Here is a 24,502-nt window from a genome sequence, read left to right as displayed (position 1 = left end):
GTTCTGAAGGGATTTGTCTTCTTAGAAATTCACGTCTAACTGAATATAATATCTTTGGTCTTTATCGATCTGATCTGGATTGAAGGTATAGTAGTAACTATTTACAGAGTCAGTTGAGTATGGTTTTTTGCCCTTCCAATAATCGTAGTTTAGAGTAAGAGTGGCATTATTTGCAACGGGGAAGGTATAGTAGACGTTGTAATAGTCCTTATACTCTGTAGTAACCATTGTATTTAGGTTAAATGGATTGTACCACTTGTTATTCCCAAACCAGAAATCTCCTGTAAGAGAGCCCACTGGAAGAGGAATGGTAGCTCCAACTCTGAATGCTCCTCCATTTACAGAATGTAAACTTGTAAAGCTTGGACCTGTGGCGGTCTGTGCTGGCATATCTGTAGATGTGCCGTTGTAACCTGCCCACATATTTACGTTATACATAGTCCAGTTACCTATTATTGCCCACCAATCATACTTTCCGTATACGCCATTTGGTGCACTTCCCATATACGAAAACTTGTTTACGTTTCCATAGTCTGCCTCTAAACCAAAGGTATTAAATAATTTTGTGCTAAGGTTCAAGATATAGGCATCCTTATCCTTTAAACCGCTTGCTTCACCTGTTGATGTTATAAGCCCGGCATCAAACATCTTTACCCATGCAGCTGAAAGAGATGTAGAGGGAAATATGTTGCTCAGATCAAATATTGCCATAGCGCCTTCTGTGCCTGTATCCATAAACAGGTTGTTGTAATAAGCGCCTGAATCCATAGTAGGAAGTCTACCAAGTACAAAGGTTACAGGATATGGGTTAAGAGTCCAGGTGATGTAAGATCTCTCTACATACAACGTGTTGTTGTCATCATTGTAACCTGTAAGAGAGGCATACAAAGGATTGCTGTTTGAAGAGCCGTCTGAATTAACTCCTGCGTTCTTCTCCATTGTAAGCCTTGCGTTAAAGGATATGTTGTCTGCTACAGGAGCTGATACGTTTAGCCTTATTCTATACTGCATAAACGTATTGTCCTTTTGCTGGGAAAGGTTTGGATCTTGAGCCAACATTGCAGGAGAGGTGTCACCTACTATAAATCCATTTTTAGATGAACCTTCTGTATTAATAAACACGTTTGTTCCAGATGTAGCCATCGGATAAAACGTTCTTTTCTCGCTCCCGAACCTAAACCTTGCATCCCCTGTGAAGTTTACTGTGTCAAGAGCTGCTTTCTTCTCAAGTGCTGCAACTCTGACGTTTAAAGATGCGAGTTCTGACTTAAACTCTTGGGCTAACTTCATAAGCGTTGCGATGTCGTTAGCGTTAAGCTCTATCTTTTGATCCTGAGCGTTTTGACCCTTTTCATACATATCAAGCATTCTTGCAACTACCATTGCCATCTCATAACGAGTGGCAAGTCTCTCTCCTCTAAAAGTTCCATCGCCATAACCAATGACCAATCCCTTTGCTGCTAAATCTTGCACTGCCTTGTATGCCCAAGAATTAGCTGGTACATCTGAGAATGGTCCTGCAAAAGCAAAAGAAACAAAATAAGCAGAAACGAAGAGAAAGCAAAAGGCCGTAAAAAATCTTTTCATAATAACCCTCCCAAGTATTTTTTATTCAATAAAAAAAATAAAAGATTTATCACCTCCTCCAAAAACAAAAAAGTCACAAAGACATATAAAAACATAAGTCTTCGTGACTTAAAATCCTAAATTTAAATTGGTGGGCCCTGAAGGATTCGAACCTACAACCAACGGATTATGAGTCCGCTGCTCTGCCATTGAGCTAAGGGCCCTACTTTCGTGTGATATTATAACCTACTTATACCGAATTAGTCAAATTTAATTATGTAAATCCCAAATATATTCTATGAGTTAATATTCACACTATCCACGATATTATTTTTTAAGCTTTTTTATTTTTCATTTAGATTTTTAATGAAGCAATTCCACCTATTGACAAGATAAATTTTATTATTATAATATTATTAGCACCCAAGAATGATGAGTGCTAATAAAAAAATTAGGAGGTGTTAGTATGCTAAAGCCTGTTAGATCTTTATTAAGGTCATCAGATCCTTTTGAAAGTTTATTTGCTCTGCAGGAAAGGATTAATAAAGTTTTTAACGACTTGCTGCCCTCAACGGAGTTTGAAACTACCTCTCGTTGGATACCTGCAATGGATGTTTATGAAAAAGAAGGAAATATAATTATTGAAGTGGAAGCGCCAGGTCTCAAAGAAGATGATTTAAAGATCAAAATTGAGGATGGCATGCTTACCATTAATGGCGAAAGAAAATTTGAAAAGGAAGATAAAAAAGAAAATTATTATCGAATTGAAAGGAGTTATGGCAGCTTTTCAAGAAGCTTTTCCTTGCCAGATAACATAGAGAAAGATAAAATCGAAGCTAAATATGAAAATGGTCTTTTAAAGATTACCATGCCCAAAAAACCAGAATCTCAGCCAAAAGAAATACCTGTTAACTTTGTTAAAGAAGTAAAGAAATAAAAATAATATTAAGGAATTCAGATATTCCCCCACTTTGAGTGGGGGATTTTTGTATTTTTTTTATATTTTTATAGATTTTTTCCCATACAAGCTCTGTCTTTAAGCATATGTTTTTTCTGTATTTGGTAGCAAATACCAGATGAATATACATTGTAAATACACAGTGTCGCCTGTTCTAATCTCACCTCACTTTTTCATAGACCGAATCATAATTTTCTTATGAAAATTTGTTAAACTATTAAATTTAAACTTAAAGCTATCTGCCAAATTACTATGATTTAGCAAATATGCTTTTGTTTTGAAAATCAACGCAACAATATGAGCTTTCAAATAATAAAGCACCATCCCAAACACTACAAAAAACCTTAAAGGATTTACAGAAAGCTATCAACTCTGCATTTACCAAAAGATAAGCGAATAGCATTCTGTAAGGTAGTTTAATATAACTTACAAAATCCTCTTGCTTTTGCGAGAGAAAAGGTCAAATAATTAGCATAGCATCGCCAAAAGAGTAAAACCTATAATCATTTTCTATAGCATAGCTATAAGCTTTTTTAATTAATTCAATGCCGCCAAAAGCCATAGTAAGCGCTAAAAGACTTGTTTTTGGAAGATGAAAGTTAGTCATAAACATATCCGGGACTTTAAAATTATACCCTGGTAATATTATAGTATCTATATAACCACTGTATGGCTCTAAATTTGTAGACTCGACAGTTCTCATTGTTGTAGTACCAACAACAAGAATTTTATTATTATTCCCTTTAGCTTTCTTAATAGAATCGCAAACATCCTGTGAAATATCTACCCATTCAGGTTCTAATAGGACTTCGCCTTCATTTGAAAGAGACTTAAACGTTCCAGGACCTACATGAAGAGTTATAAATTTAATTAAAACTCCTTTCTCTCTTAATTCTTCTAATAAATTATCAGTAAAGTGAAGTCCAGCTGTTGGCGCAGCAACAGAACCAGGCACATTTGCAAATTTTGTTTGATATTTCTCGTTAAAATCTTTACTAAATTTTTTTACATATGGCGGTATTGGGATCATTCCGAATTCTTCAAGTATTGTATCAATTTCTTCATAAAACTCTATAATTCTCCTACCTTGTGAATCGACATCCTTAACTATCCCAATTTTTTTATTGTTTATAATAATTTCTTTACCCTTTTTTAATCTCTTTCCAGGTTTTGTCATAAATAAACCAGTTTTGATATCAATTTTTTTTATTAAAAGTATTTCAACCTTTGCAGAAGTATCAGTAATTGCATAAAGCCTTGCTTTAATTACTTTAGTATTATTTAAAATTATCAGATCGCCTTTATACAGAAAATTAGGTAAATCTCTCACAATACAGTCTTCGAAACTTAATTTTTCCCTATTTACAACTAGAAGATTTGCGTTGTCTCGAGGTTCAATAGGACTTTGTGCGATCCTTTCATTTGGAAGAAAATAACACAGATCATTCATTAATTCTTTATCAAGGAACAAATCTCACTACCTCCATACCTAAAAAATGATGATAAATGATATTTTTATAATTAATATCAGATTTACCCATCTTAGTAATCATATCCTAAAAATATTCAAAGTTTAAAAAATTTTATCCAGGAAGATTTTAAATTCAGCGATTTTTTTGAACTTCACAAACTATTAGAAAATATTATATATTTATTAAGCATCAAATTTGAAATTTTTAAATCAAACTATATCAATTTTTCTTTTTCTAAAGTATTTGGTATTTTACTAAAAATATCTCTTTAAGCCAATAAAAGTCGTGAATTTTTTAATCAAACTTTTATTTTACTTCAGAGAAATATGCAATTGAGAAAGGTATTAATAATCCTTAAACTTTTGATTAGTTATATAATAAAATATTTATAAAGGATTCAGTGATGAGAAATGAAACAAAGATGATGAAGAAAATAAAGGTTTTAAGCCTTTTATCTTCTAAAGAAATAAAAAAATATGTTTAGCAATATTGTTAGTATTAAGCTTACAATTAACATAGACAAAAAAGGAAAATAAACTCTAATATTTGTTCCTCTGTATTCAAAATCACCTGGAAGCTTTCCAAAAAAGGGCAATTTATCAAACAATAATAAAATCAATCCCATAAAGATTAGTAAAAAACCTATTCCTATAAAAATTTTAGCAAACTCGCTCAAATCTTATCACCTCTTGCTCTTTTTTTAATTAACATATTATATTCACTTATAATACAACCACAATAGTGTTGTCTATATATACCATTTGCTTTAGAAAATTTAATAGAATCCTGATACAAAGGTCTAAAATTTTTAAAAATGTGATCAATTCTATATTTATTAGAAAGTTCTTCAAAACAATTCTTTATAACATCAAGAGGTTGGTAGGGACTTATAGAAAGAGTGGTAGAAAAGGCATCAAAACCTAGATCTTTTGCTAATTGGGCTGTTCTTTCCAGACGTATAAATATACAATTACTACACCTTCTTTCGCTCGAAAAACTATTTATCCACCTTTCAACATCCCAGTCTAAAGAATAAATCACTTCAAAATATAATATCCTTGCAACTTCTTCTAGATTTAGCCTTCTTTTTTCGTATTCTGAAAATGGATGAATATTCGGATTATAATAATAACCAACAAAGTCAAGTCCCTGTGCTCTAAACCAGGAAATCACTCCACTAGCACAGGGGCCACAACAAGTATGTAAAAGTACTTTCATTTACCGAGAAATCTTATTGAATTTTATCAAAAGTTCTTTTAGTTTTTCTAATTCAGGCTTACTAAGCGCTACTAAGGGTAGCCTTGGATTTCCAACCTTAAAGCCTATAAGATTAGTAGCTGCTTTAACTGGTATTGGATTTGTACTGGTAAACATTGCTTTAAAAACTGGATATAGTTTTAAGTGCATATCCTTTGCTTTAGTTATATTTCCATTAACAAAGTCCATAATCATCTCTCTAATCTCAGGACCTACAACATGACTTGCAACGCTAATTACACCGTAACCACCTACAGCCAACATAGGAAGTGTCATACTATCATCACCGCTATAAATCAAGAAATTTTCCTTTACAGAAGTAAGTATCTGGGAAACCTGTTCCGTTGAACCTGTTGCATCCTTTAAAGCTACAATATTATCTATTTCTGAAAGCCTTATTATAGTATCTGGATTTACGTTAACACCTGTTCTACCAGGAATATTGTACAAAATGCAAGGCAAAGACGTTGATTTTGCAATAGCCTTAAAATGTTGATACAATCCTTCCTGAGGTGGTTTGTTATAATATGGGGCTACAAGCAATACTCCATGCACCCCCACGTTTTCAGCAATCTTTGTAGAGTTTATAGCAGTTTCAGTTGAATTTGAGCCAGTTCCAGCAATTATAGTCCCCTTGTGTTTCAATGAATCATAAACTGCTTTAAAAAGTTCGAATTCTTCTTGATGAGTCAGCGTAGGAGACTCACCAGTTGTACCAGCAAGAACCACGCCATCAGAACCATTTTCAAGTAAGAAATTAGCAAGTCTAACCGCTTCATCATAATTAACCTTTCCATCTTCATCAAAGGGAGTAACCATTGCGGTTAAAACTCTTCCAAAATTGACTTGCATGACAAAAACCTCCTTTAAATTTGGAAAGTTATTTTTTGTTTATTAATGACTCGGCAATCTGAACAGCATTCAGTGCCGCACCCTTTCTTAAATTATCTGATACAACCCAAAGATTTAAGCCATTTTTAACTGAAAAATCTCTTCTAATTCGTCCTACAAAAGTCTCATCTTTGTTGGTAGCTATTATAGGCATAGGATATACGTTTTTTGTATAATCATCGTAGAGTTTAATTCCAGGAGACTTAGAAAAAAGATCCCTAACTTCATCTAAATCAAACTCTTTCTCTAGTTCTACATTAACGCTTTCACTGTGAGAATTCAAAACAGGCACTCTAACTGCAGTACAAGTAATTGCCAGATTATCAATGTGCATAATCTTTCTACTTTCTTCGATTACTTTCATTTCTTCTTTTGTATAACCGTTTTCTTTAAAAACATCAATATGAGGGATGCAGTTAAAAGCAATTTGATAAGGAAATTTCTTACAAACTATTTCTTTCCCATTAACTATAGCATCAATTTGATTGTTTAAATCATCAATGCCTTTCTTGCCAGCACCCGAAACAGCTTGATATGTAGAAACTACAACTCTTTTTAAACCATATCTCTTGTGTAAGGGCCAAAGCACCAAAACTAATTGAGCAGTAGAACAATTTGGATTAGCAATTATTCCTTTATTTTTAAAAACATCGTTCTCATTTACCTCAGGAACCACAAGAGGAACATCAGGATCCATACGCCAAGCACTACTATTATCAATTACTACACATCCTCTTTTTGCAGCTTCAGGAGCAAGTTCTTTTGAAAGTTCTCCACCAGCAGAAAATAAAGCTATATTCACGCCCTCAAAAGCTTCAGGTCTTGCTAACTCTACAACAATTTCCCTACCTTTATATAAAAGTCTTTTACCAACAGATTTAGCAGAAGCAAGAGCTTTAACCTCTTCTGCAGGAAAACTTCTTTCCTCAAGAATTGAAAGCATCTTAGAACCCACAACTCCCGTAGCACCGACTACGGCAACCTTTAAACCCATTTTTTACTAAAACCTCCTAATATACTTTAATTGAGTTTATATTTCAGGATCTCTCTGTGACCAAAAATTTGCAAGCATAGAACCTGAAATATTATGCCATACGCTAAAAACTATAGAGGGAAGCGCTGCAATTGGAGTTAAAAATTTCATAGCCAACACAGTACTCAAACCTGAATTTTGCATTCCTACCTCAAAAGATATAGCCCTTGCTTGCTTTTCTGTCATACCAAAAAGATATTTTGAGAACAAATAAGCAAATAAATAACCTAAGCTATTATGCATAACAACAACTATAACAATAGGAATTGCCACCAATAACAACCTATCTCTTGTAACTGCCACAACGGCACTGATAATTAAAACAATAGCAAAAACAGAAATAGAAGGCAAAAAATAAGAAATTGCTTTGGCCCTTTCTGCACCCAGAAATATCCTGATCAAAAAGCCAAGAATTATTGGAACTATAATAATTTTAAATATATCTATAAACATAGCATTTGGATTAATAGGAATCCATGTTCCAGCAAGCCAGTAGTATAAATATGGGGTAACAAAAGGAGAAAGCAAAGTGGTAAGTGAGGATACAGTAACGGAAAGCAATACATCTCCTTTTGCTATCAAGGTCATCACATTAGAAGCAGTCCCTGAGGGGACGCATCCAACCAGTACAACTCCAGCAGCTAATTGATATGGCAGTTTAAACAAAAGAACGATCCCAAAACCTAACAAAGGCATAATAATAAATTGAAGAAGAACGCCAATAATAACATTTTTCGGTTGCTTTATAATCTGACCAAAATCCTTTAAGTCCAAAGTTATACCCACGCCAAACATTATTATCCCCAACAGTATAGAAATATATGGCAACAACCATTTAAAAAAATCAGGATTATAAAATGCTAACAGCGCAAAAATTATAACCCATAAAGTAAAAAAACCTGTTATCCATCTCGTAAATCGATCAGCAACACTCAAATTCTTACCCCCTTTTAAAGGTTTTATGCCTTATGTTTGTTAAATAAGAAGTATAACATAACAAAATATTTTTATCTCAAAACAATTAATTTTCCCGCTTTATTAAACTTATATGTAACCCCTCTCCACTGAAGTTCGTTCTGAAAGATTCCCTGGCAAAAAGCCAAAAGCATAACAAAAAAATAAATAGGCAAGAAGAAAGCTCTCAAAACGAGCTGATTTTCTTCTTTGAAGTCAAACTTTAAAATAAGTATCGAGCCAATAATGATAATTAGAATTGAAGCAATTGTCCAAACCAGATTAGCTTCATACAGTGGGTCTACAAGATCCAAAAGCAAAACAATATATGGAACCAAAAAAGCAAAATAAATAACTCCTGAAGAAATCCAAAGCGGTTTATCCCAAAGTTTTAATATAAGATACCGTCTTCTCCAGTATTCTAAAAACGAAGATAAAGTGGCATCTTCAGGTGAATGCAAAAAGGCTTCAGGAACAAATGAAACGTTTAGATTGGCCTTACTAATTGCACAGGTAAGATCTCTATCTTCACAAACACTTCTTTCCCAAATTTTAACTCCCCCAATTTTCTCGAAATCTTCTCTTTTTATAGCAAAAGCTCCACCCCAGATACCTCTATTAAATGGATTGAGAGCGTGCACTATTCCAAGACTTACAAGTATAGCCCTACCAAAACCAAAAAATGTCTTATTAGGCGGGAAATATTTTGGATAACCGGTTGTAATTGAAATTCTCTCAGATCGAAGTGGAGAAATTAGTTTTGAAATGAAGTCAGAAGAGGGACTGCCATCAGAATCAAGAACTACAAGTATGTCGTATTCCTTACATTTCTGAATTGCCCTTACAATGTTATATACCTTTTGGCTACAACTTTTTGAAATACCAGAGATTATAACGCTTAATTTATTACCATAGTCCTTCTCCAGATCTTTTAAGATTTGATATGCTTCATCCTTCTTTGAATCAACAACAAAGTAAATCTGAATATTATTGTAATCTTGATTTAAAATTGATAAAGCATTTGCTCTGGTGTTTTGCTCCAATCCTTTAAAGGGTGTAATTAAGAGCACTTTTGGGTTAAAGTTAGGATCCACCGGATGCTTTTTTCTTAATTTAAAAAATAGATACACAAAATACCAGCTAATAAAACAAGTTAATATTATAAAATATAAAAACAATATTTACCTCACACCTAGAATAATTTTAAACAGTTATTATTTAAAATTAACTTACAAAATATTATATAACTTTTTCTTAAATTTTTATAACAAGTTATATTATTCTACTAACAAATTAGAAATAGATTAGTGCCATACATATTATTAGTTTTTCTTATATATTTATAAAAAATTAAAATATATAACTAACTATCTCTATTATAAATTTCTAACGCTTAATGGTATTATTATAATAATTTCTATAGTGGAAGGGGTGCAAACTGTGTCAGAAAAAAGCGTTCCATGGTACTTAGAGGTCAACAAAAGCCAGTGGTATTCTCTTTTTGCAGGTTTTATGGGATGGGGACTAGATGCGTTTGATGTTATGCTTTATGCCTTCGCCCTCACAAGTATCATGAAGGAGTGGTCAATAAACACAGCAATACTAGGACTTTTAGCATCTCTTACCCTACTATCTTCAGCTGCTGGTGGTATAATATGGGGCATTATCGCTGACAAGATTGGCAGAAAAAAAGCTTTGATGTCAACTGTATTAATTTTTTCAATTTGTTCGGCTTTAAGCGGTTTATCTCAGAATATCTGGCAGCTTGCTATAGCAAGGACTTTACTTGGACTTGGAATGGGCGGTGAATGGGCTACGGGTGCCTTGCTTGTAAGCGAATCCTGGCCAGCAGAACACAGAGGAAAAGCGATTGGCATTATGCAAAGCGGTTGGGCAATAGGATATTTTTTAGCTGCTTTAGCATCCTCTTTCGTTATTCCAGCATATGGGTGGAGGATGCTCTTTTTTATAGGCATACTCCCGGCTTTATTTATATTTTATGTAAGAAAATTCGTAGATGAACCAAGAATATGGATTGAAAAGACTGATAAAAACAGAACTTTTATTTCATCATTCATTGAAATCTTTAAACCATACCTGCTTAAATTTACAATAATTACCACTTTAATTAGCTCAGCAGTTATGTTTGCCTATTGGGGTTTATTTGTCTGGTTGCCTGGATTTTTAAGCTCTCCAGTAGAAAAAGGTGGAGCTGGACTTAGTATAGTAAAGAGTTCAAGCTTTATGATGCCCACCATGATCGGTGCCTTTTTAGGTTACATTAGTTTTGGCTTTATAGCTGACAGATTGGGGAGAAGACCAACATTTTCTTTTTATCTTATAATATCAGCAATTTTGGTATATATTTATGGACATACAAGAGATGCAAACACATTAATGTTAATTGGGCCCTTTCTAGGATTTTTTGGTTCAGGGTATTTTAGTGGATTTGGAGCATTCATCTCAGAACTCTTCCCAACAAAAGCAAGGGGGGCGGGAGTAGGTTTTACATATAATACTGGAAGAGCGCTAAGCGCTTTTGCACCTACAGTTGTTGGGTTTTTTGCCATTAGTTATGGTCTTGGCGTATCTCTCACTATTACCTCACTTTTCTTTTTCCTCGGCGCAATTCTAATATTCTTTTTACCAGAAACAAAAGGAATAGAATTACAATAAATTTATCAGGGTGCAAAGTTTTGCACCCTTTCAGTGTTTATTCTAAATAATATATCTGCAATAAGAATGAATCTTAGAACTGAATATTCCAAAGCTTATTTTTAGAAATCTTAATCAAACCAATCACATCTTCTTTAACTCTATAAATCATTTAATCTAATCTACATAACTATTCATAGATTTTATTAATTGACTTAAAAGCATAATCATTACATACAAGATTGAGAAAATTTAGAATTGTCTAAGTAATTAGTAAATTTAATTTATTAAAAAATAAGTATTTTTTATTATAAAATATATTTATAAAATATAAAGCAATAAAAAATAGTTTTTATAAATAAATAAATTTCGGTGAGAGGGGCAAAAATGCTTATATGAACAAACAAAATTTAAACATTATATTTGAGAAAATCAAAAGTTCCTGTGTCTTAGAAAGGGGCATTTATAAAAATAACACAGAAGACAAAACTCCCTTAGAAGTTGCTATTATTATGAGATCAATTAATGCCAGACTTATCCTGGTAAATGCATACGTAGATCTTGAAGATGAAAAATCAATAATTTTGGAAAACCTATACGATATTGAGGGGTGTTTATTTTTATTTCAGTTCAAGAAAAATCTTCCTGCCACGTATACAAGCATAACTTCAGTATATCCAAATGCCAATTGGGGAGAGAGGGAATGTTTTGAAATGTTCGGAATTGATTTTATTGATAATAAGGATTTAAAAAATGGACTGCTTCTCACCTCACAAAAAGATGTAAAGGTACCCCTTCTTAAACAGGAAAGAGAAAAGATTTTAATAAGAAAAAATAAACTTCAGGAGGACAAAATTGTCTGAAAATGAAATAAAGAGAGGTTTTTCTCTACCGATTGGGCCCATTCACATAGCCCTCGAAGAACCAGCCACATACACTCTTGAAGCAGAAGGTTCCAAAATAAAGAGCGCTACAATAGATTTAGGTTACGTACATCGCAGTATCGAATATCTGTCTGCAACCAAAAATTTCTGGCAAGTAATCCCACTTGTAGAAAGAGTTTGTGGAATATGAAGTATGTCCCATCCAATGGCCTGGGTCCAGGCAGTAGAAAAACTTGGAAATGTTAACGTACCACCAAGGGCTAAATGCTTAAGAACAGTAGTTAGTGAGCTTGAAAGAATTCACTCACACCTTCTTTGGGCAGGAATAGCAGCACATGTAATTGGTTTTATAAGCGTATTTTATTTAATATGGAATTCGAGAGAAAAGGTTAAAGACCTAATGGAATTAACCACCGGGCATAGAGCAAACTATTCATTTAATACAATTGGTGGAGTAAGAAGGGATATTACAGATTTAGAATCAATTTATAAGACATTAAACGAAATAGAAGATAACTGTAAATCATTTATTGATGTAGTTATGAATGATAAAACGATTGAACTCAGAACTAAGGGGGTTGGAATCCTCACAAAAGAAGATGCAATTACATATTCAGTCGTAGGACCTGTCGCAAGGGCTTCGGGAATATCACAAGATATTAGAAAAATTGACGAGCCAGGAGCTGCCTACGACATGATTGACTGGCAAGTAATCGTCTCTGATGGCTGTGATGTCTTTGCAAGAGTAGAAGTAAGGCTCTTAGAAATTCTGGAAAGCATAAACATTATCAAAAAACTTCTAAAAATTATGCCAGATGGCCCGATTGCTAAAGAAATTAGACCAATAATTCCAGAAGGTACAGCAGTAGGTAGGCATGAGGCACCAAGAGGCGAAGACGTTCACGTTCTTATCTCTGATGGTTCAGATGTCCCATTCAGGCACAAGATTAGAGCCCCAAGCTTTGTCAATCTTCCAGCCCTCTCAGCAATGCTGCCCAATAACGATTTGGCAAATGCTACATTAATAGTTGCCAGCGTAGATCCATGTCTCTCATGCACTCAAAGATAGGAGGAAAATGTGAGACTTAGAATAGACCAAAAAAAATGTATTGGGTGCCTCAAATGCATGGATGCATGCAGGAAAATAAATAATTCACCTGAACCAAGGATTTTTATATCGAAGAATGAATCTACAGAAAGCTACAAAATCACATATTGCACAATGTGTGGAATATGTGAAAAGGTTTGCCCTGTAAAAGCTATAGATAGAAAAAAGGGAGTAATTGATATAAATCCTGATGCATGCGTTGGCTGTAAAACTTGCTACTATATGTGCCCATTTGGGGCAATTGAAATGATATCAAGACAAAGCACACATTATGTAAAAATAATAGCTCAAAAATGTAATCTCTGTGAAAAAAACAACTTTGTTGCTGTGTGTGCTCAGGCCTGTCCAACAGGGGCAATCGTACAAATAGCAGCAATTTCTGCAGAATAAGAGTAAAGGAGGAGAAATTTGATAGACAAAAATTTTATAATTTTTCTAAGCATAGGAATTCTTTTTTCTGGAAGTATAATCTCTTTCTTATTTTATAAAATAAATTCGTGCAAGTTTCATGGATCTATTTCGATAATTACTTCTTTAATCTCCTTTTTAGCTATAATTTACCTTTGTATAAATTTTATTAACTATCCTTTTTCAACCAGTCCCTTCAGTCAAAACCTTTTCAACATCATTAATTTAAATTTAATACTAAGAGCTGATGGTATCAACTTATTTTTTGCACTTTTTGGATCCTTTATTAGTTTTTGCGTTTGCATTTATTCTTTTGAATATATGTCCCATGAAAAAAATGGAATGGGCAGATTTTTTGGATTTATGCAGCTCTTTATTGGAGGATATCTTGGAGTAGTATTGAGTGATAATTTAATTTGGACATATGTTTTCTTTGAACTTATTGGACTTTGTTCTTATCAATTAATTGGCTTTTGGTATGAAAGAGATCTTTCAAGCTACTCTGCAAAAAAGGCATATCTTATGACACACATTGCTGGATACGGGCTGTTACTTGGCATTATTGCTATTGCATATTGTACAAACGGAAACCTTATTATCTCAAAACTTGAAGGAAGTAATTTTGGCATATATATCAATCTAATTCTTATGGGAATATTAATTGCATGTATGGCAAAGTCTGTTCAATGGCCGCTTCACACGTGGATACCCTTCGCCATGAACACTGTAACTCCTGTCAGCGCACTTTTACATGCTGCATGCCTTGTTAAGGCTGGCGTATATATTCTTGTAAAGACGTATTTGATATTATACCCCTATCCCTTCCCATGGAACGCACTGATAGTTACTGTAGGCTCGTTAACATCACTAATTGGCGTAATGTATGCACTAAAACAGACAGAGATAAAAAAACTTCTTGCCTTTCACACCGTATCTCAAATTGGATATATGGTAGCAGGAATCGGACTTGGAACCCCCCTTGGGATTGCAAGCGCACTTTTTCACGCACTTAATCATGGGCTATTTAAATGCACTCTATTTTTATGCTCTGGAATAATACAAAACGCTACAGGCAGCAAAGACCTTACAAAAATGGGTGGGCTTTTTAAAAAACTTCCATTTACAGCTGCCCTCTTTCTTATAGGATCGTTTTCAATATCAGGCGTGCCGGGTTTTAATGGATTTATAAGTAAATGGATCTTTTATTATGCAGCAATTCAGGCAAATTATCCATTTGCTGCGGCTATTGGTCTTATTGCAAGCACTCTTACCCTGCTTTCTTTCATAAAGGCATCTTCAACAGCCTTTTTTGGATTCCAAAAAGAAGAATTTAAAAATATACAAGAAGGCAAATATAAAATTGAAATATTCTCAATTTCCCTGCTCGCAATTTTTTGCATACTAATTGGAATATTGCCACAATTTTTGATTTCCTATCTTCTTGTTCCAGCTCTTCATAGCCTTAACTTAAATTTAAACCAGGAAATATTCAACTTTAACCTGGGGGTCTTGTTATCCTCTGGAGGAGGCTACCTTGCAAGTTTTACAGCTATATTCGCAATAATAGCTATTTTTATACCTATCATAATAATTTTCGTCTCAAACAAAAGCTTCAAGAGAGTTCAAAGCTTTACCGGTGGAGAAGTAAAAATTAGCTCATTAAAAAGTATCAATGCATTTGATTACATATTCGATGTTGAAAGTCTTTCAAAAAACTTTTATAGATTTACAGATTCTGACAAGTGGTATGACTTTTCAAATGATTTGTTAAAAACTGCATTTGAAATTATATATATACCTATAAGGTGGCTTGAAAACGAGATGTGGCTGGTAATGAGTATGGTTTCAATGATAATAGTAATAGCTTTTGCTCAATTAATTAAATGGTAGGCAAGGAGATGTTAATTTGTTATTAATATCTGATTTATTTTTAGCAATATGTCTAATATTACTCTCTAATACAAAAAATAAAATTATAAGATTCATATTAGTTTTGATTACATTTTCTTCATTAGGATATGATCTAATTAACTTTGAAATTTTTTCACCCTTTGACTTAAAATCATTTTTTATAATAACTATATTTATCGTCTCTACTTTGATTTCTATCATATTGTCAGTTAAGGATTTCGAGAAATCAGTCTCACCTTTATATATCATAGCTTTCATTTTTCAGTTATTTGCACTCTTAAATCACGATGCATTGCTTTATAGTATTGTGTTGGAACTCTTAAGTTTAATAGCATTTGGCTTTTTATTTATGACAATCAAATCTTTCAACTCTTATAAGATATATTTTATTGTTAACGTAATATATTATTTACTTTTTATTTTAAATACCACTAGTTTTATTCCATTTATTGGTTTTCTAGCTCTAATTGCAATATCTTTAAGGTTAGCTGCCACACCATTTCACTGGTGGCAACCAAAATTCGTTAGCATCACAAATCCTATAATATCATCAGCAGTTGTATGTGTCGGAGAAGTAATAGACTTTTACCTACTGTTCTTCATATTGCAAGAAGTTAAGTCGATATCATTTATAACATATCAAGATCTAAACAATATGCTGTTCTTCATGGCAATATTATCAATTATTGTCGGAGCAATAATGGCATACCTTGAAAAAGATCTAAAAAGACTTCTCTCTTATTCGACAATTGATGATACGGGCTACTTTCTTTTAGCGCTTGCAATTGGAAATAGTTTAGGATTAATCGCAGCCGTAATAATATTAATAAATCATTCCGTTTCAAAATTTGGACTATTCGTTATAACTGACAAAATTGAAAACATTTTTTACACCACAAATATGTCAGATTTAAGCGGCATTGCAAAAAAATATCCCTTTTTATCAATAACATTTTTGATTTTTTCACTTAGCCTTATAGGTGCGCCTTTTTTACCTGGTTTTTCTGGCAAATTATTACTTTATCAGGCAGCTTTTGATAAAAGCTTGTTACTTAGTATCTTTCTAATTATTGCAAGCTGCTTAACTCTTATTTACTACATCCGTGCCTATCATAAAATTTTTTGGGGAAGTGAAGAAAGCATGGCAAGAAATAAGATGAGTTTTGTAGAAAAATTTGCTACGAATGTCTCGCTAACAATTTTATGTATAGCAATTTTATTTTTTGGTATATACCCAAACTATTTAATAAACGTCATCAATAACTTGATTAAGGTGGTACACTGAAATGATTTTTAAAATTGGAAGAAGTAAATCACCCTGGCTGTTTCATCTAAATACAGGCTCTTGCAATGGCTGCGATATAGAAATTATAGCCCTCTTTGCATCAAGATACGATGTAGAGAGACTTGGCTGCAAATTAGTTGGCAGCCCAAAACATGCAGATATATGTCTGGTCACTGGCCCTGTAACAGCAAGATCTAAGGAACCTCTTTTAAGAATATACGACATGCTGCCAAACCCAAAGGTAGTTGTGTGCGTTGGCACCTGTTCTATAAGTTCAGGAGTATTTACAGACGGATATAGCATAGTAGGTCCTGCTCATAAATTGATTCCCGTAACCGCTTATGTCGGAGGATGCTCTGCTCATCCTAAGAATATATTTCTGGGATTACAAAAAGCAATAGAGGTTTTTAAGGAGGGAAGATGATCTCATACATACTTTCAATTTTGATCTTTCCTGGTTTTCTCTTTTCATTCTTGCTTGGAGGTCTTATGGACTCATTTAGAAGAAAGTTAAAGGCAAAAATGCAGCTTAGAATTGGTCCTCCACTGACACAGGGTTTCTACGATATTATAAAGTTATTTAGCAAAGAAACCTTAATCCCAGAAAATATGCCATGGGTTCTATATTTTATACCCCCAATTATAGGCGTAGTTTCCATATCAATTGCGCTCTCTCTTTTTCCTATTCCATTACCCTTTGTCAAGTTTAACTCCCACAAAATACCATTTGATCTAATAGTGATATTCTATCTCTCTGAAGTGCCTACTATTTGTTATCTTTTATTTGGATATTTTACAAATTCTATATTTGGTCAAATAGGAGCGTCAAGAAAGGCCCAACTTCTTTTTGCATACAACGTGCCAATGATATTGATCATTACGGCACTAGCTTTTAGCGTAAATGGATCCCCAACTTTCAATTTATTTGACCTTGCTACAAAGGGTTTAAATACCACATCAATCTTTTTAAAAATCATATTTATTCCGATATTCATTTTATGTTCACTTGCGAAGCTAAAGCTTAATCCCTTTTCAATACCAAATGCTGAACAAGAAATATTGGAGGGACCTATGGTAGAGGCAAGCGGACCAGCTCTAGCACTTTTTGAAATCTCGCATTTTATGGAGTGGGTTATTTTGGGATTTTTATTTTCTTATCTATTTTTACCAATATTTATCATACCAACAAATCTTATATTAATCTCAATAATATTAATTTGCTTTGTATTCGCATCGCTGCTCTCATTATTAGAAGCCGCAACAGCAAGAATTGAGCTCAGTCAGGCAATTAATATATTTGTAAAGTTTACCTGGCCAATTTCTATATTAGGGCTTTTATTAGCATTTTTCACACATGTTTAAATTGTATATTAGAAAGGAGACGCCATGCTTCCACTGATAAGAATCTTAATTGAGAATATTTTTAAACCGCCTATAACAGAAGAAATATCGGCTGCTAACTTACCAGAGCATCCAGGAGGTTTTCATGGCTATCCAGAACACGACCCCAGCAGGTGTATTGCATGCGGTATATGTCAGTACTTTTGCCCGGCAAAGGTTATAAAAATATCACAAATAGATGACAAAATGAATTATCACATGGACCTAGATCAGTGCACCTGTTGTGGACAGTGTATAGATTATTGCCCTACCAATGCAATAAAACATAGACCAAACCCATACTTTGTTGCTACCAATCTCGATGATTTTAAGGTCGATCATCAAATAAAACTTATAAAGTGCGCAAAATGTGGCGCATTTATACCGGATATGACGTTAATAGCACACAAATTGTTTGGTGAGGGAAAACCAGTCCCAAAACATTTGACTATGTGCCCTAAATGTAAAAGAAAACCATAACAAGTACTATATATAATCAATATCAATCTAACTACTTTTCAATAACTTCCGAATCACGATAATCTTTTAAGCTAATATCTTCAATAATCCAATTAAAGCGCGAAGAGGTTAAAAAAGAAACTTTCTCTAATAGAGCTAGAAAACGTTTTATATAGAGATCTCTAGCAAAAATTACTACTAAAACAATCAAAACCCAAAAAACACAGGCACTAACCCCCCAACCAAAAGAAGCAAACCTCTTTACAGCAAAAAATAAGCTACTTAAAATAAGCAATACATAAACTATCGAAACAGACAACATAATCTTTCTCACTATTTTTACAAAAATATTCAAAACCCTCCACCTCCAAAATTTCTTAAGTAATTATACATCAAATTTATTCCAAAAATAAACTATTTTAAGTCTACGTTTTATTTACAAACGTATATAGATCTTAGCAGATTAGCTACAAAATCCTTAAACCCCAATGGATGGATATGAAGATATGATGCCATAACCCTTTTATATACCACGCCATCGAGTTTATTCATTATGCCATTTCCCCTAAGAACTTTCATAGAAAATTTAATATCAGTACTTCTACTGATCGAGACACTACTGTGATGAAATTCATGTCCTTTTATTCTTATCCCCTTTCTGAAAAATGGGTTTTCTTCAAATACCTCAACTTCTTCATAACCATGTCCAACAGGTTTTTTATCCATATGGATGCCAAATGGCAAAAGTCCTACCATATTATATTTATTACCGTCGTTTTCAATAAAGTCAGATAAATACATTAACCCACCACATTCAGCATAAATTGGATAATTGTTCTCACCAAATTCTTTAATAGATCTTCTTAGCGAATCATTTTTTTCAAGCTCTTTAGCAAAAACTTCAGGAAAGCCACCTCCAATATAAAGCACATCTATATCTGGAAGGTGCTTATCTGCTAAAGAGTTTATAATTTCTATTTTCGCACCTAACTTTTTCAAAAAGTCAAATACTTCAGGATAATAAAAGGAAAACGATATGTCCTGAATTATACCTATCCTAACATCAAATAACCTTTCAAAGTTAACAAGATCGCCTAATACTTCGCTGCTTACTTCATAACTCTTGGTTATATTAAAAAACAGGTCCCAATTCATATGTTCATTTACAGCATCAGCAAAACTATCAATCACAGAATTTAATTCCGATCTTTCTTTGGCAGGTATCAAACCTAAATGTCTATCTGGAATAGATAATCTTTTATCATCTTTTGGAAAAGAGGCTAAAACCTCCGGCAAATTGTAGTGCTTCAGTGCGTTAATAATTAAATTTTTTTGTCTATCTCTTGCCACTTTATTCAATATTATGCCTCTAATATCTATTTCTTTATCAAACTCAACATACCCTTTTATAAGTGCAGCGCTGCTCCTTGTTATTCTTTGAACAGGCAAAACAAATATAATAGGACTATCTATTATTTTTGCAATTTCAGCAGTTGAGCCGGTACCTAAATAGTCAATCCCATCATAAAGCCCCATTGCACCTTCAACTATGGCAATATCTGCGTCAATAGAACTTGTTATAAAAGATCTTAAAACTGTTTCTTTATCCATCATAAACAAATCTAGATTCCTACAGAATCTTCCTGAAGACATAGAAAGCCAGCTGGGATCTATAAAATCAGGTCCTTTTTTAAATGTTTGAACCTTATATCCCTTTCTTGAAAGCGCACGAGCTAGACCTATTGAAAAGGATGTTTTACCAGAACGACCAAATGGAGCAGATATTAAAACTTTTTTAAAACTTTTATTCACTATAATAAAACCTCAATCGCATTACTTTTACATATTCTTTCGCACCTTTTACAAGCATTACACCTTGATAAATTAACAAATATCGGCCTGAAAAAACCATTTAAATAAATTACCCCTTTAGGACAAATTAAAGAACACTTTCCGCACTTATTACACCTATCAGAGATGAAAGAAATAGATTTTGTAAGAATCATAAAATTACTTTTATCATTCACCTATGTTTTTCTTATCTTTAGATATAAAATCTAAAAATGATTTTAATATAATCGAGCTTGCAATTTCATGAACTTTATCTTTATTCCTATTTCCTAAAATCTTTTGAAGTTTTAGCGCTTCTTTAGTAGAATATCTCTCATCAAAGAGTATCACTCTGACCCCTATAGTTTCTAACTTCTTCTTCACTTTAAGAATTGATTTAGATGACGTAAAAGGAAAATCTGTTCTTAAAGGATCACCAAGAACTATTGTCTTTATATTTTTTTCCTCAACAATTTGTTTAATCATATTCAAATCTTTATCCCAGGTAGTTCTAACAATAGTGCCTATAGGAAATACAATCCTTTCCTCAGGATCGCTTATACTTAACCCCAGATGAGTTACTCCCCAATCAATTCCAAGATATCTCAAGATTACTACCTCTCGAATAGATATGTCTAATATGCTTTATGACTATATTATATTGATCAGTCAATCCCGCTAACTCCAAAAACTTTGCATAACTTTTCAAAATACCTATATTATTTGGTTCTATTGACAGTGCCTTTTGGTAAGCATAATTAGCGCTATTATAATCATTTCTCAATTCATAATCCTTAGCCATATAATACCAGCTATAAACATCCAACGGATCTTTATCAATACAGATACTGAATGCGCCAATACTTTGAGAATAATTACCATCTAAATAATACTTTACTCCCTCTGCGAAAAAATACTCATTTGAGTTCATCAAAGATACAGGCGCAGAACTTAAAATCCTTTCAATCAATGGCTTATCTAGACTAAGAGCTGCTGATTTAAGATTCATCTTCATTATATTATCGCTATGATTAGTAAAAGTATGAGAATATTCTATAGCGCTCTTATAAAGCCCACTACCTATCATAGTTTCCATAATATATTCATGAGTTTTATCCCCCAAGCTTGCAAAAGACTGTCCACAAAAAAATATGGAAAAACAAGCAAGTAACAAAAAGATTTTTTTGTAAGACATCTTCCATCCCTCCTTTTTTAAAACGCTATTCTTTAACCCTCAGTTTTTCTAACAGATCATAAATTATCTTATTAGATATCTCTGGAGAAGCCTTACCTTTAGTCTCTCTCATAAGTTGACCAACTAGAAATCCTATTGCATTCTTTTTTCCTTTAAAAAAGTCTTGAACAGCTTTTGGATTATTTTCTATAACCTTTTTAGCAGCATTAATTAAAAAATCCTCATCTGAAATTTGTTTAATGCCAAGTTTTTCGATAATATTCTTTGGAGATTCTTTCATATCAAAAACTTTTTCAACTACTTCCTTCGCTTGTCTGATACTTATCGTCTTTGAATCAATGAAGTCTAAAATTTCTTTCAAATATGAAGGTTCAAAAACTTTACTATCAGGTTGCAATTTTTTTTCGTTCCAAAAATAAGTCAAATCTCCTAAAATCCATTTCACAGCTTCTCTAGGTGAACAATTACATTTCACGCAATCGTCGAAAAAGTTAGCCAACTTTAAATCAGAAACTAAAACAGCAGCATCACTTTTATTAATACCAAATTCATCAATAAATCTAAAATATTTTTTTAATGGAAGTTCAGGTATATTGCTAGATATACTTCGTATTTCTTCATCAGAAATAACAACAGGAAGCAGGTCAGGATCTGGAAAATATCTATAATCGTGAGCTTCTTCTTTAGTTCTCAAAGAATGAGTTGTTCCATCACGTTCATCAAAATGTCTTGTTTCTTGAATTATAGTTCCACCCGAATTCAAAATTTCTGATTGTCTAATGATTTCGAATTCCAGTGCTCTTTCAAGAGATCTCAAAGAGTTCATATTTTTAATTTCAACTTTTGTCCCAAAAGTACCATCAGGATTTTTTAGTGAAATATTTGCATCACAACGCATTGACCCTTCTTCCATATTCCCGTCGGAAACGCCAAGATATCTTAAAATATTCCTAAGCTCCGACATAAAAAGTCTGGCTTCTTTAGGAGAAGATATATCAGGTTCAGTAACAATTTCCATCAATGGAGTACCTGCTCTATTATAGTCCACCATACTCTGTTCCGATTCCATAATATCTCCTGCATGAACAAGTTTGCCAGTATCTTCCTCTAAGTGAATTCTATGAATCCTTACCCTTTTTAACTCATCGTCACAAAGAAATTCAAGATATCCATTTCTACAAAAAGGAAGATCATATTGAGAAATTTGATAATTCTTAGGCATATCAGGATAAAAGTACTGCTTTCTATCAAATTTTGAATATCTCGAAATTGTACAATTGAGAGCTAAACCGCTCATTATCGTAAAGGCAATTGCTTTTTTGTTGGGAACTGGCAAAGACCCTGGTAAAGCCATACATACAGGGCAAACATTTGTATTAGGATCATCGCCAAAAGAGGTTCTGCATCCACAAAACATTTTTGTTTCAGTTTTTAGTTGGGCATGAATTTCCAAACCAATTACTACATTATTGCTCATAAACTTATATACCTCCTAATTGAGGCTTGGTTTCAAAATTTATAATTGATTCCAGCTGATCTGCGAAGTTTAATAATTCATTATCATTAAAAGGCTTCCCAATAATCTGCAATCCAATTGGTAACCCTTTATTATCACATCCAGATGGAATAGAAATACCAGGAAGACCAGCAAGATTCACAGGAATAGTAGCAATGTCAGATAAGTACATAGAAAGGGGATCGCTTGTCTTATCACCCTTTTTAAAGGCTGTAGTTGGTGAAGTTGGGCATATTAAAAAGTCATATTCTCTAAAAGCTTTCTCAAAGTCATTTACAATAAGCGTTCTTACCTTTGAAGCCTTTAAATAATAGGCATCATAATAACCGCTCGAGAGAGCATAAGTGCCCAACATAATTCTTCTCTTTACTTCGCTTCCAAATCCTTGTCCTCTCGTTTTTGAAAAGGTTTCATTTATATCCTTGCCTTTAACCCTTAGTCCATATCTTACGCCATCAAATCTAGCAAGATTTGAACTTGCTTCAGAAGTGGCTACCAGATAATAAACAGGTAAAGAATATTTTAAGTGAGGCAAAGAACACACATCAACATATATATTCTCAGATTTAAGAAGTTTTATAACATTGCTTAAAGAATTTAAGACTTCAGCATCAAATCCTTCTGCTTCATAAAGTTCTTTTATAACGCCCACTTTATATTCCTTTATACTTTTATCCACTGGAATAAATTTGTAAGGGTGTGAAGTAGAGTCCATATCGTCTTTCCCGCTCATAACTCGAAAAGCAAGTTCTACATCCTTAACCTTTATTCCGAAAGGACCTATCTGATCCAAAGAAGAGGCAAAAGCAACCAGGCCGTATCTTGAAACAGTTCCATAGGTTGGCTTAAATCCTACCACGCCACAAAAAGAGGCAGGCTGTCTTATAGAACCACCTGTATCTGAACCAGTTGCAACAGGAACAAATCTTGCTGCCACAGCAGAAGCAGATCCCCCAGAACTTCCACCAGGAACTCTTTCCAAATCCCACGGATTTGAAGTGGTGAAAAATGCAGAATTTTCAGTAGAAGATCCCATTGCAAATTCATCAAGGTTAGTTTTTCCTACTATAATTGCTCCTGCATCAATTAGTCTTTGAACTGCAGTAGAAGTATATATTGGTATAAAATTTTCAAGTATTTTAGAGCTACACGTGGTTTTAAAACCTCTAAAACACATGTTATCCTTAATAGCCACAGGAATCCCCCAAAGAGGTTTGGAATCCATTTCGTCAAATCTAAGAGATTCTGCTACTTTATAGGCATATTCTTCGGTAAGCGTAATAAAAGAATTTATTTTTGGATCATATAATTTTATCCTCTTAAAAACAAAGTCTAATAGCTCTTTTGGAGAAAGGTTTCCTTTCTTATATTCACTCTTGAGAGAGTTAATTGTGAGTTCATTAATTTCCATTTTTCTCCTCCACGATCCTGGGCACCAAAAAGTAAGTTAAAGTCCTATCAGGAGCATTTGATAATATTTCCTCAACAGGAAAAGACTTCTTTACAATATCTTCCCTAAAAACATTATTTATTGGAAAAGGATGAAAGGTAGGTTCTACATCATCAGTATTCACGTCGTTTAAAGTAATAAAATAATTCAAGATTTTACCAAGATCTTCTTTTAGGCTCTCAACTTCACTATCCTTTAATTCTAATCTTGCAAGATTGGCAACATGTAGTATTGTCTCTTTGTCAATCAAAACAATCCTCCTTAAAAGTTTATTTAAAAACTTAAAGATA

27 protein-coding genes and 1 tRNA gene are annotated in these 24,502 nt (G+C 33.3%); 11 read left to right on the top strand and 17 right to left on the bottom strand.

Annotated features, from left to right (window positions below; translation table 11 throughout):
• Window positions 1–21: 21 nt before the first annotated feature.
• Window positions 22–1,587: a putative porin gene (locus tag TDSAC_RS03090; RefSeq protein ID WP_108308827.1), complete on the bottom strand. Its 1,566-nt coding sequence runs from the start codon at window positions 1,585–1,587 to the stop codon at window positions 22–24.
• Between the two features lie 128 nt (window positions 1,588–1,715).
• Window positions 1,716–1,790: transfer RNA gene (locus tag TDSAC_RS03085), tRNA-Ile, on the bottom strand.
• 242 nt (window positions 1,791–2,032) lie between these two features.
• Here TDSAC_RS03085 and TDSAC_RS03080 point away from each other — a divergent pair.
• A complete protein-coding gene (locus TDSAC_RS03080) occupies window positions 2,033–2,503 on the top strand; it encodes an Hsp20/alpha crystallin family protein (RefSeq protein ID WP_108308826.1) in 471 nt (156 codons plus the stop codon).
• Window positions 2,504–2,984: 481 nt separating this feature from the next.
• Here the strand turns inward: TDSAC_RS03080 and queA are convergent, their stop codons facing one another.
• The 7 genes from queA to TDSAC_RS03045 all read right to left on the bottom strand — a co-directional run bounded on the left by queA (window position 2,985) and on the right by TDSAC_RS03045 (window position 9,261).
• Entirely contained in the window at window positions 2,985–3,995 is a 1,011-nt protein-coding gene (queA, locus tag TDSAC_RS03075) for a tRNA preQ1(34) S-adenosylmethionine ribosyltransferase-isomerase QueA (protein WP_108308825.1), read from the bottom strand.
• A gap of 452 nt (window positions 3,996–4,447) precedes the next feature.
• Window positions 4,448–4,672 carry a DUF2905 domain-containing protein gene (locus tag TDSAC_RS03070; protein WP_108308824.1) on the bottom strand — a complete coding sequence of 75 codons (225 nt, stop codon included), beginning with the start codon at window positions 4,670–4,672 and terminating at the stop codon, window positions 4,448–4,450.
• Window positions 4,669–5,214 (bottom strand): epoxyqueuosine reductase QueH, encoded by a 546-nt coding sequence (locus tag TDSAC_RS03065; RefSeq protein ID WP_108308823.1) that lies wholly within the window; start codon window positions 5,212–5,214, stop codon window positions 4,669–4,671. The genes TDSAC_RS03070 and TDSAC_RS03065 overlap by 4 nt, the downstream gene beginning before the upstream one ends.
• Window positions 5,215–6,105, bottom strand: a complete 891-nt coding sequence (gene dapA / locus TDSAC_RS03060; RefSeq protein WP_108308822.1) for a 4-hydroxy-tetrahydrodipicolinate synthase — start codon at window positions 6,103–6,105, stop codon at window positions 5,215–5,217. It lies immediately after the preceding gene.
• Between the two features lie 28 nt (window positions 6,106–6,133).
• Window positions 6,134–7,138 (bottom strand): aspartate-semialdehyde dehydrogenase, encoded by a 1,005-nt coding sequence (locus TDSAC_RS03055; protein WP_108308821.1) that lies wholly within the window; start codon window positions 7,136–7,138, stop codon window positions 6,134–6,136.
• Window positions 7,139–7,174: 36 nt separating this feature from the next.
• Window positions 7,175–8,113, bottom strand: a complete 939-nt coding sequence (locus tag TDSAC_RS03050) for a bile acid:sodium symporter family protein (RefSeq protein WP_108308820.1) — start codon at window positions 8,111–8,113, stop codon at window positions 7,175–7,177.
• A 71-nt stretch (window positions 8,114–8,184) separates the two neighbouring features.
• Window positions 8,185–9,261, bottom strand: a complete 1,077-nt coding sequence (locus TDSAC_RS03045; protein ID WP_199919879.1) for a glycosyltransferase — start codon at window positions 9,259–9,261, stop codon at window positions 8,185–8,187.
• A 310-nt stretch (window positions 9,262–9,571) separates the two neighbouring features.
• Between TDSAC_RS03045 and TDSAC_RS03040 the strand changes: the two genes are divergently transcribed.
• From TDSAC_RS03040 to TDSAC_RS02995, 10 genes are all read left to right on the top strand, one after another.
• Window positions 9,572–10,807 (top strand): MFS transporter, encoded by a 1,236-nt coding sequence (locus TDSAC_RS03040; protein ID WP_108308818.1) that lies wholly within the window; start codon window positions 9,572–9,574, stop codon window positions 10,805–10,807.
• A 374-nt stretch (window positions 10,808–11,181) separates the two neighbouring features.
• Window positions 11,182–11,649 (top strand): NADH-quinone oxidoreductase subunit C, encoded by a 468-nt coding sequence (locus TDSAC_RS03035; protein ID WP_108308817.1) that lies wholly within the window; start codon window positions 11,182–11,184, stop codon window positions 11,647–11,649.
• Complete coding sequence (locus TDSAC_RS03030; RefSeq protein WP_108308816.1) at window positions 11,642–11,860, top strand: hypothetical protein; 219 nt, start codon at window positions 11,642–11,644, stop codon at window positions 11,858–11,860. Before TDSAC_RS03035 ends, TDSAC_RS03030 begins: the two co-directional genes overlap by 8 nt.
• A gap of 3 nt (window positions 11,861–11,863) precedes the next feature.
• Window positions 11,864–12,739 (top strand): hydrogenase large subunit, encoded by an 876-nt coding sequence (locus TDSAC_RS03025; RefSeq protein WP_108308815.1) that lies wholly within the window; start codon window positions 11,864–11,866, stop codon window positions 12,737–12,739.
• A 9-nt stretch (window positions 12,740–12,748) separates the two neighbouring features.
• Entirely contained in the window at window positions 12,749–13,168 is a 420-nt protein-coding gene (locus TDSAC_RS03020; RefSeq protein WP_108308814.1) for a 4Fe-4S dicluster domain-containing protein, read from the top strand.
• An 18-nt stretch (window positions 13,169–13,186) separates the two neighbouring features.
• Window positions 13,187–15,076 (top strand): NADH-quinone oxidoreductase subunit 5 family protein, encoded by a 1,890-nt coding sequence (locus TDSAC_RS03015; protein ID WP_108308813.1) that lies wholly within the window; start codon window positions 13,187–13,189, stop codon window positions 15,074–15,076.
• Between the two features lie 16 nt (window positions 15,077–15,092).
• Entirely contained in the window at window positions 15,093–16,382 is a 1,290-nt protein-coding gene (locus tag TDSAC_RS03010) for a proton-conducting transporter transmembrane domain-containing protein (protein WP_108308812.1), read from the top strand.
• Window position 16,383: 1 nt separating this feature from the next.
• Window positions 16,384–16,806, top strand: a complete 423-nt coding sequence (locus TDSAC_RS03005; protein WP_108308811.1) for an NADH-quinone oxidoreductase subunit B family protein — start codon at window positions 16,384–16,386, stop codon at window positions 16,804–16,806.
• On the top strand, window positions 16,803–17,744 hold the full coding sequence (locus TDSAC_RS03000; protein ID WP_108308810.1) for a respiratory chain complex I subunit 1 family protein: 942 nt from the start codon (window positions 16,803–16,805) through the stop codon (window positions 17,742–17,744). The genes TDSAC_RS03005 and TDSAC_RS03000 overlap by 4 nt, the downstream gene beginning before the upstream one ends.
• Before the next feature lie 24 nt (window positions 17,745–17,768).
• Entirely contained in the window at window positions 17,769–18,242 is a 474-nt protein-coding gene (locus TDSAC_RS02995; protein WP_108308809.1) for a 4Fe-4S binding protein, read from the top strand.
• Between the two features lie 31 nt (window positions 18,243–18,273).
• On the opposite strand, the gene TDSAC_RS02990 is transcribed toward TDSAC_RS02995, so the two are convergent.
• The 8 genes from TDSAC_RS02990 to gatC form a co-directional block, all read right to left on the bottom strand.
• Window positions 18,274–18,576, bottom strand: coding sequence for a hypothetical protein (locus TDSAC_RS02990; RefSeq protein WP_108308808.1), 303 nt, complete (start codon window positions 18,574–18,576; stop codon window positions 18,274–18,276).
• Window positions 18,577–18,653: 77 nt separating this feature from the next.
• Window positions 18,654–20,033 carry a cobyrinic acid a,c-diamide synthase CobB gene (locus TDSAC_RS02985; protein WP_199919878.1) on the bottom strand — a complete coding sequence of 460 codons (1,380 nt, stop codon included), beginning with the start codon at window positions 20,031–20,033 and terminating at the stop codon, window positions 18,654–18,656.
• Window positions 20,033–20,227 (bottom strand): 4Fe-4S binding protein, encoded by a 195-nt coding sequence (locus TDSAC_RS09255; protein ID WP_108308806.1) that lies wholly within the window; start codon window positions 20,225–20,227, stop codon window positions 20,033–20,035. Before TDSAC_RS09255 ends, TDSAC_RS02985 begins: the two co-directional genes overlap by 1 nt.
• Before the next feature lie 13 nt (window positions 20,228–20,240).
• Window positions 20,241–20,660: a Holliday junction resolvase RuvX gene (gene ruvX / locus TDSAC_RS02975; protein ID WP_199919877.1), complete on the bottom strand. Its 420-nt coding sequence runs from the start codon at window positions 20,658–20,660 to the stop codon at window positions 20,241–20,243.
• Window positions 20,641–21,246 carry a tetratricopeptide repeat protein gene (locus TDSAC_RS02970; protein ID WP_108308804.1) on the bottom strand — a complete coding sequence of 202 codons (606 nt, stop codon included), beginning with the start codon at window positions 21,244–21,246 and terminating at the stop codon, window positions 20,641–20,643. Before TDSAC_RS02970 ends, ruvX begins: the two co-directional genes overlap by 20 nt.
• Window positions 21,247–21,271: 25 nt before the next feature.
• Window positions 21,272–22,723 carry an Asp-tRNA(Asn)/Glu-tRNA(Gln) amidotransferase subunit GatB gene (gene gatB, locus TDSAC_RS02965; protein ID WP_108308803.1) on the bottom strand — a complete coding sequence of 484 codons (1,452 nt, stop codon included), beginning with the start codon at window positions 22,721–22,723 and terminating at the stop codon, window positions 21,272–21,274.
• A 4-nt stretch (window positions 22,724–22,727) separates the two neighbouring features.
• Window positions 22,728–24,173 carry an Asp-tRNA(Asn)/Glu-tRNA(Gln) amidotransferase subunit GatA gene (gatA, locus tag TDSAC_RS02960; protein ID WP_108308802.1) on the bottom strand — a complete coding sequence of 482 codons (1,446 nt, stop codon included), beginning with the start codon at window positions 24,171–24,173 and terminating at the stop codon, window positions 22,728–22,730.
• Window positions 24,163–24,462: an Asp-tRNA(Asn)/Glu-tRNA(Gln) amidotransferase subunit GatC gene (gene gatC, locus TDSAC_RS02955; RefSeq protein ID WP_108308801.1), complete on the bottom strand. Its 300-nt coding sequence runs from the start codon at window positions 24,460–24,462 to the stop codon at window positions 24,163–24,165. Before gatC ends, gatA begins: the two co-directional genes overlap by 11 nt.
• Window positions 24,463–24,502 lie beyond the last annotated feature (40 nt).

The sequence above is a fragment of the Thermodesulfobium acidiphilum genome (genome assembly GCF_003057965.1).
GTDB classification, from domain to species: domain Bacteria; phylum Thermodesulfobiota; class Thermodesulfobiia; order Thermodesulfobiales; family Thermodesulfobiaceae; genus Thermodesulfobium; species Thermodesulfobium acidiphilum.
This window is presented reverse-complemented; position numbering and strand designations above follow the sequence as displayed.

What these genes read in the sequence shown, in the direction of transcription:
- TDSAC_RS03090 (WP_108308827.1), bottom strand. Translation starts at nt 1,587, where the DNA reads ATGAAAAGATTTTTTACGGCCTTTTGCTTTCTCTTCGTTTCTGCTTAT.
- TDSAC_RS03080 (WP_108308826.1), top strand. Translation starts at nt 2,033, where the DNA reads ATGCTAAAGCCTGTTAGATCTTTATTAAGGTCATCAGATCCTTTTGAA.
- TDSAC_RS03065 (WP_108308823.1), bottom strand. Translation starts at nt 5,214, where the DNA reads ATGAAAGTACTTTTACATACTTGTTGTGGCCCCTGTGCTAGTGGAGTG.
- dapA (WP_108308822.1), bottom strand. Translation starts at nt 6,105, where the DNA reads ATGCAAGTCAATTTTGGAAGAGTTTTAACCGCAATGGTTACTCCCTTT.
- TDSAC_RS03055 (WP_108308821.1), bottom strand. Translation starts at nt 7,138, where the DNA reads ATGGGTTTAAAGGTTGCCGTAGTCGGTGCTACGGGAGTTGTGGGTTCT.
- TDSAC_RS03035 (WP_108308817.1), top strand. Translation starts at nt 11,182, where the DNA reads ATGAACAAACAAAATTTAAACATTATATTTGAGAAAATCAAAAGTTCC.
- TDSAC_RS03025 (WP_108308815.1), top strand. Translation starts at nt 11,864, where the DNA reads ATGTCCCATCCAATGGCCTGGGTCCAGGCAGTAGAAAAACTTGGAAAT.
- TDSAC_RS03005 (WP_108308811.1), top strand. Translation starts at nt 16,384, where the DNA reads ATGATTTTTAAAATTGGAAGAAGTAAATCACCCTGGCTGTTTCATCTA.
- TDSAC_RS03000 (WP_108308810.1), top strand. Translation starts at nt 16,803, where the DNA reads ATGATCTCATACATACTTTCAATTTTGATCTTTCCTGGTTTTCTCTTT.
- TDSAC_RS02995 (WP_108308809.1), top strand. Translation starts at nt 17,769, where the DNA reads ATGCTTCCACTGATAAGAATCTTAATTGAGAATATTTTTAAACCGCCT.
- TDSAC_RS09255 (WP_108308806.1), bottom strand. Translation starts at nt 20,227, where the DNA reads ATGATTCTTACAAAATCTATTTCTTTCATCTCTGATAGGTGTAATAAG.
- TDSAC_RS02970 (WP_108308804.1), bottom strand. Translation starts at nt 21,246, where the DNA reads ATGTCTTACAAAAAAATCTTTTTGTTACTTGCTTGTTTTTCCATATTT.
- gatB (WP_108308803.1), bottom strand. Translation starts at nt 22,723, where the DNA reads ATGAGCAATAATGTAGTAATTGGTTTGGAAATTCATGCCCAACTAAAA.
- gatA (WP_108308802.1), bottom strand. Translation starts at nt 24,173, where the DNA reads ATGGAAATTAATGAACTCACAATTAACTCTCTCAAGAGTGAATATAAG.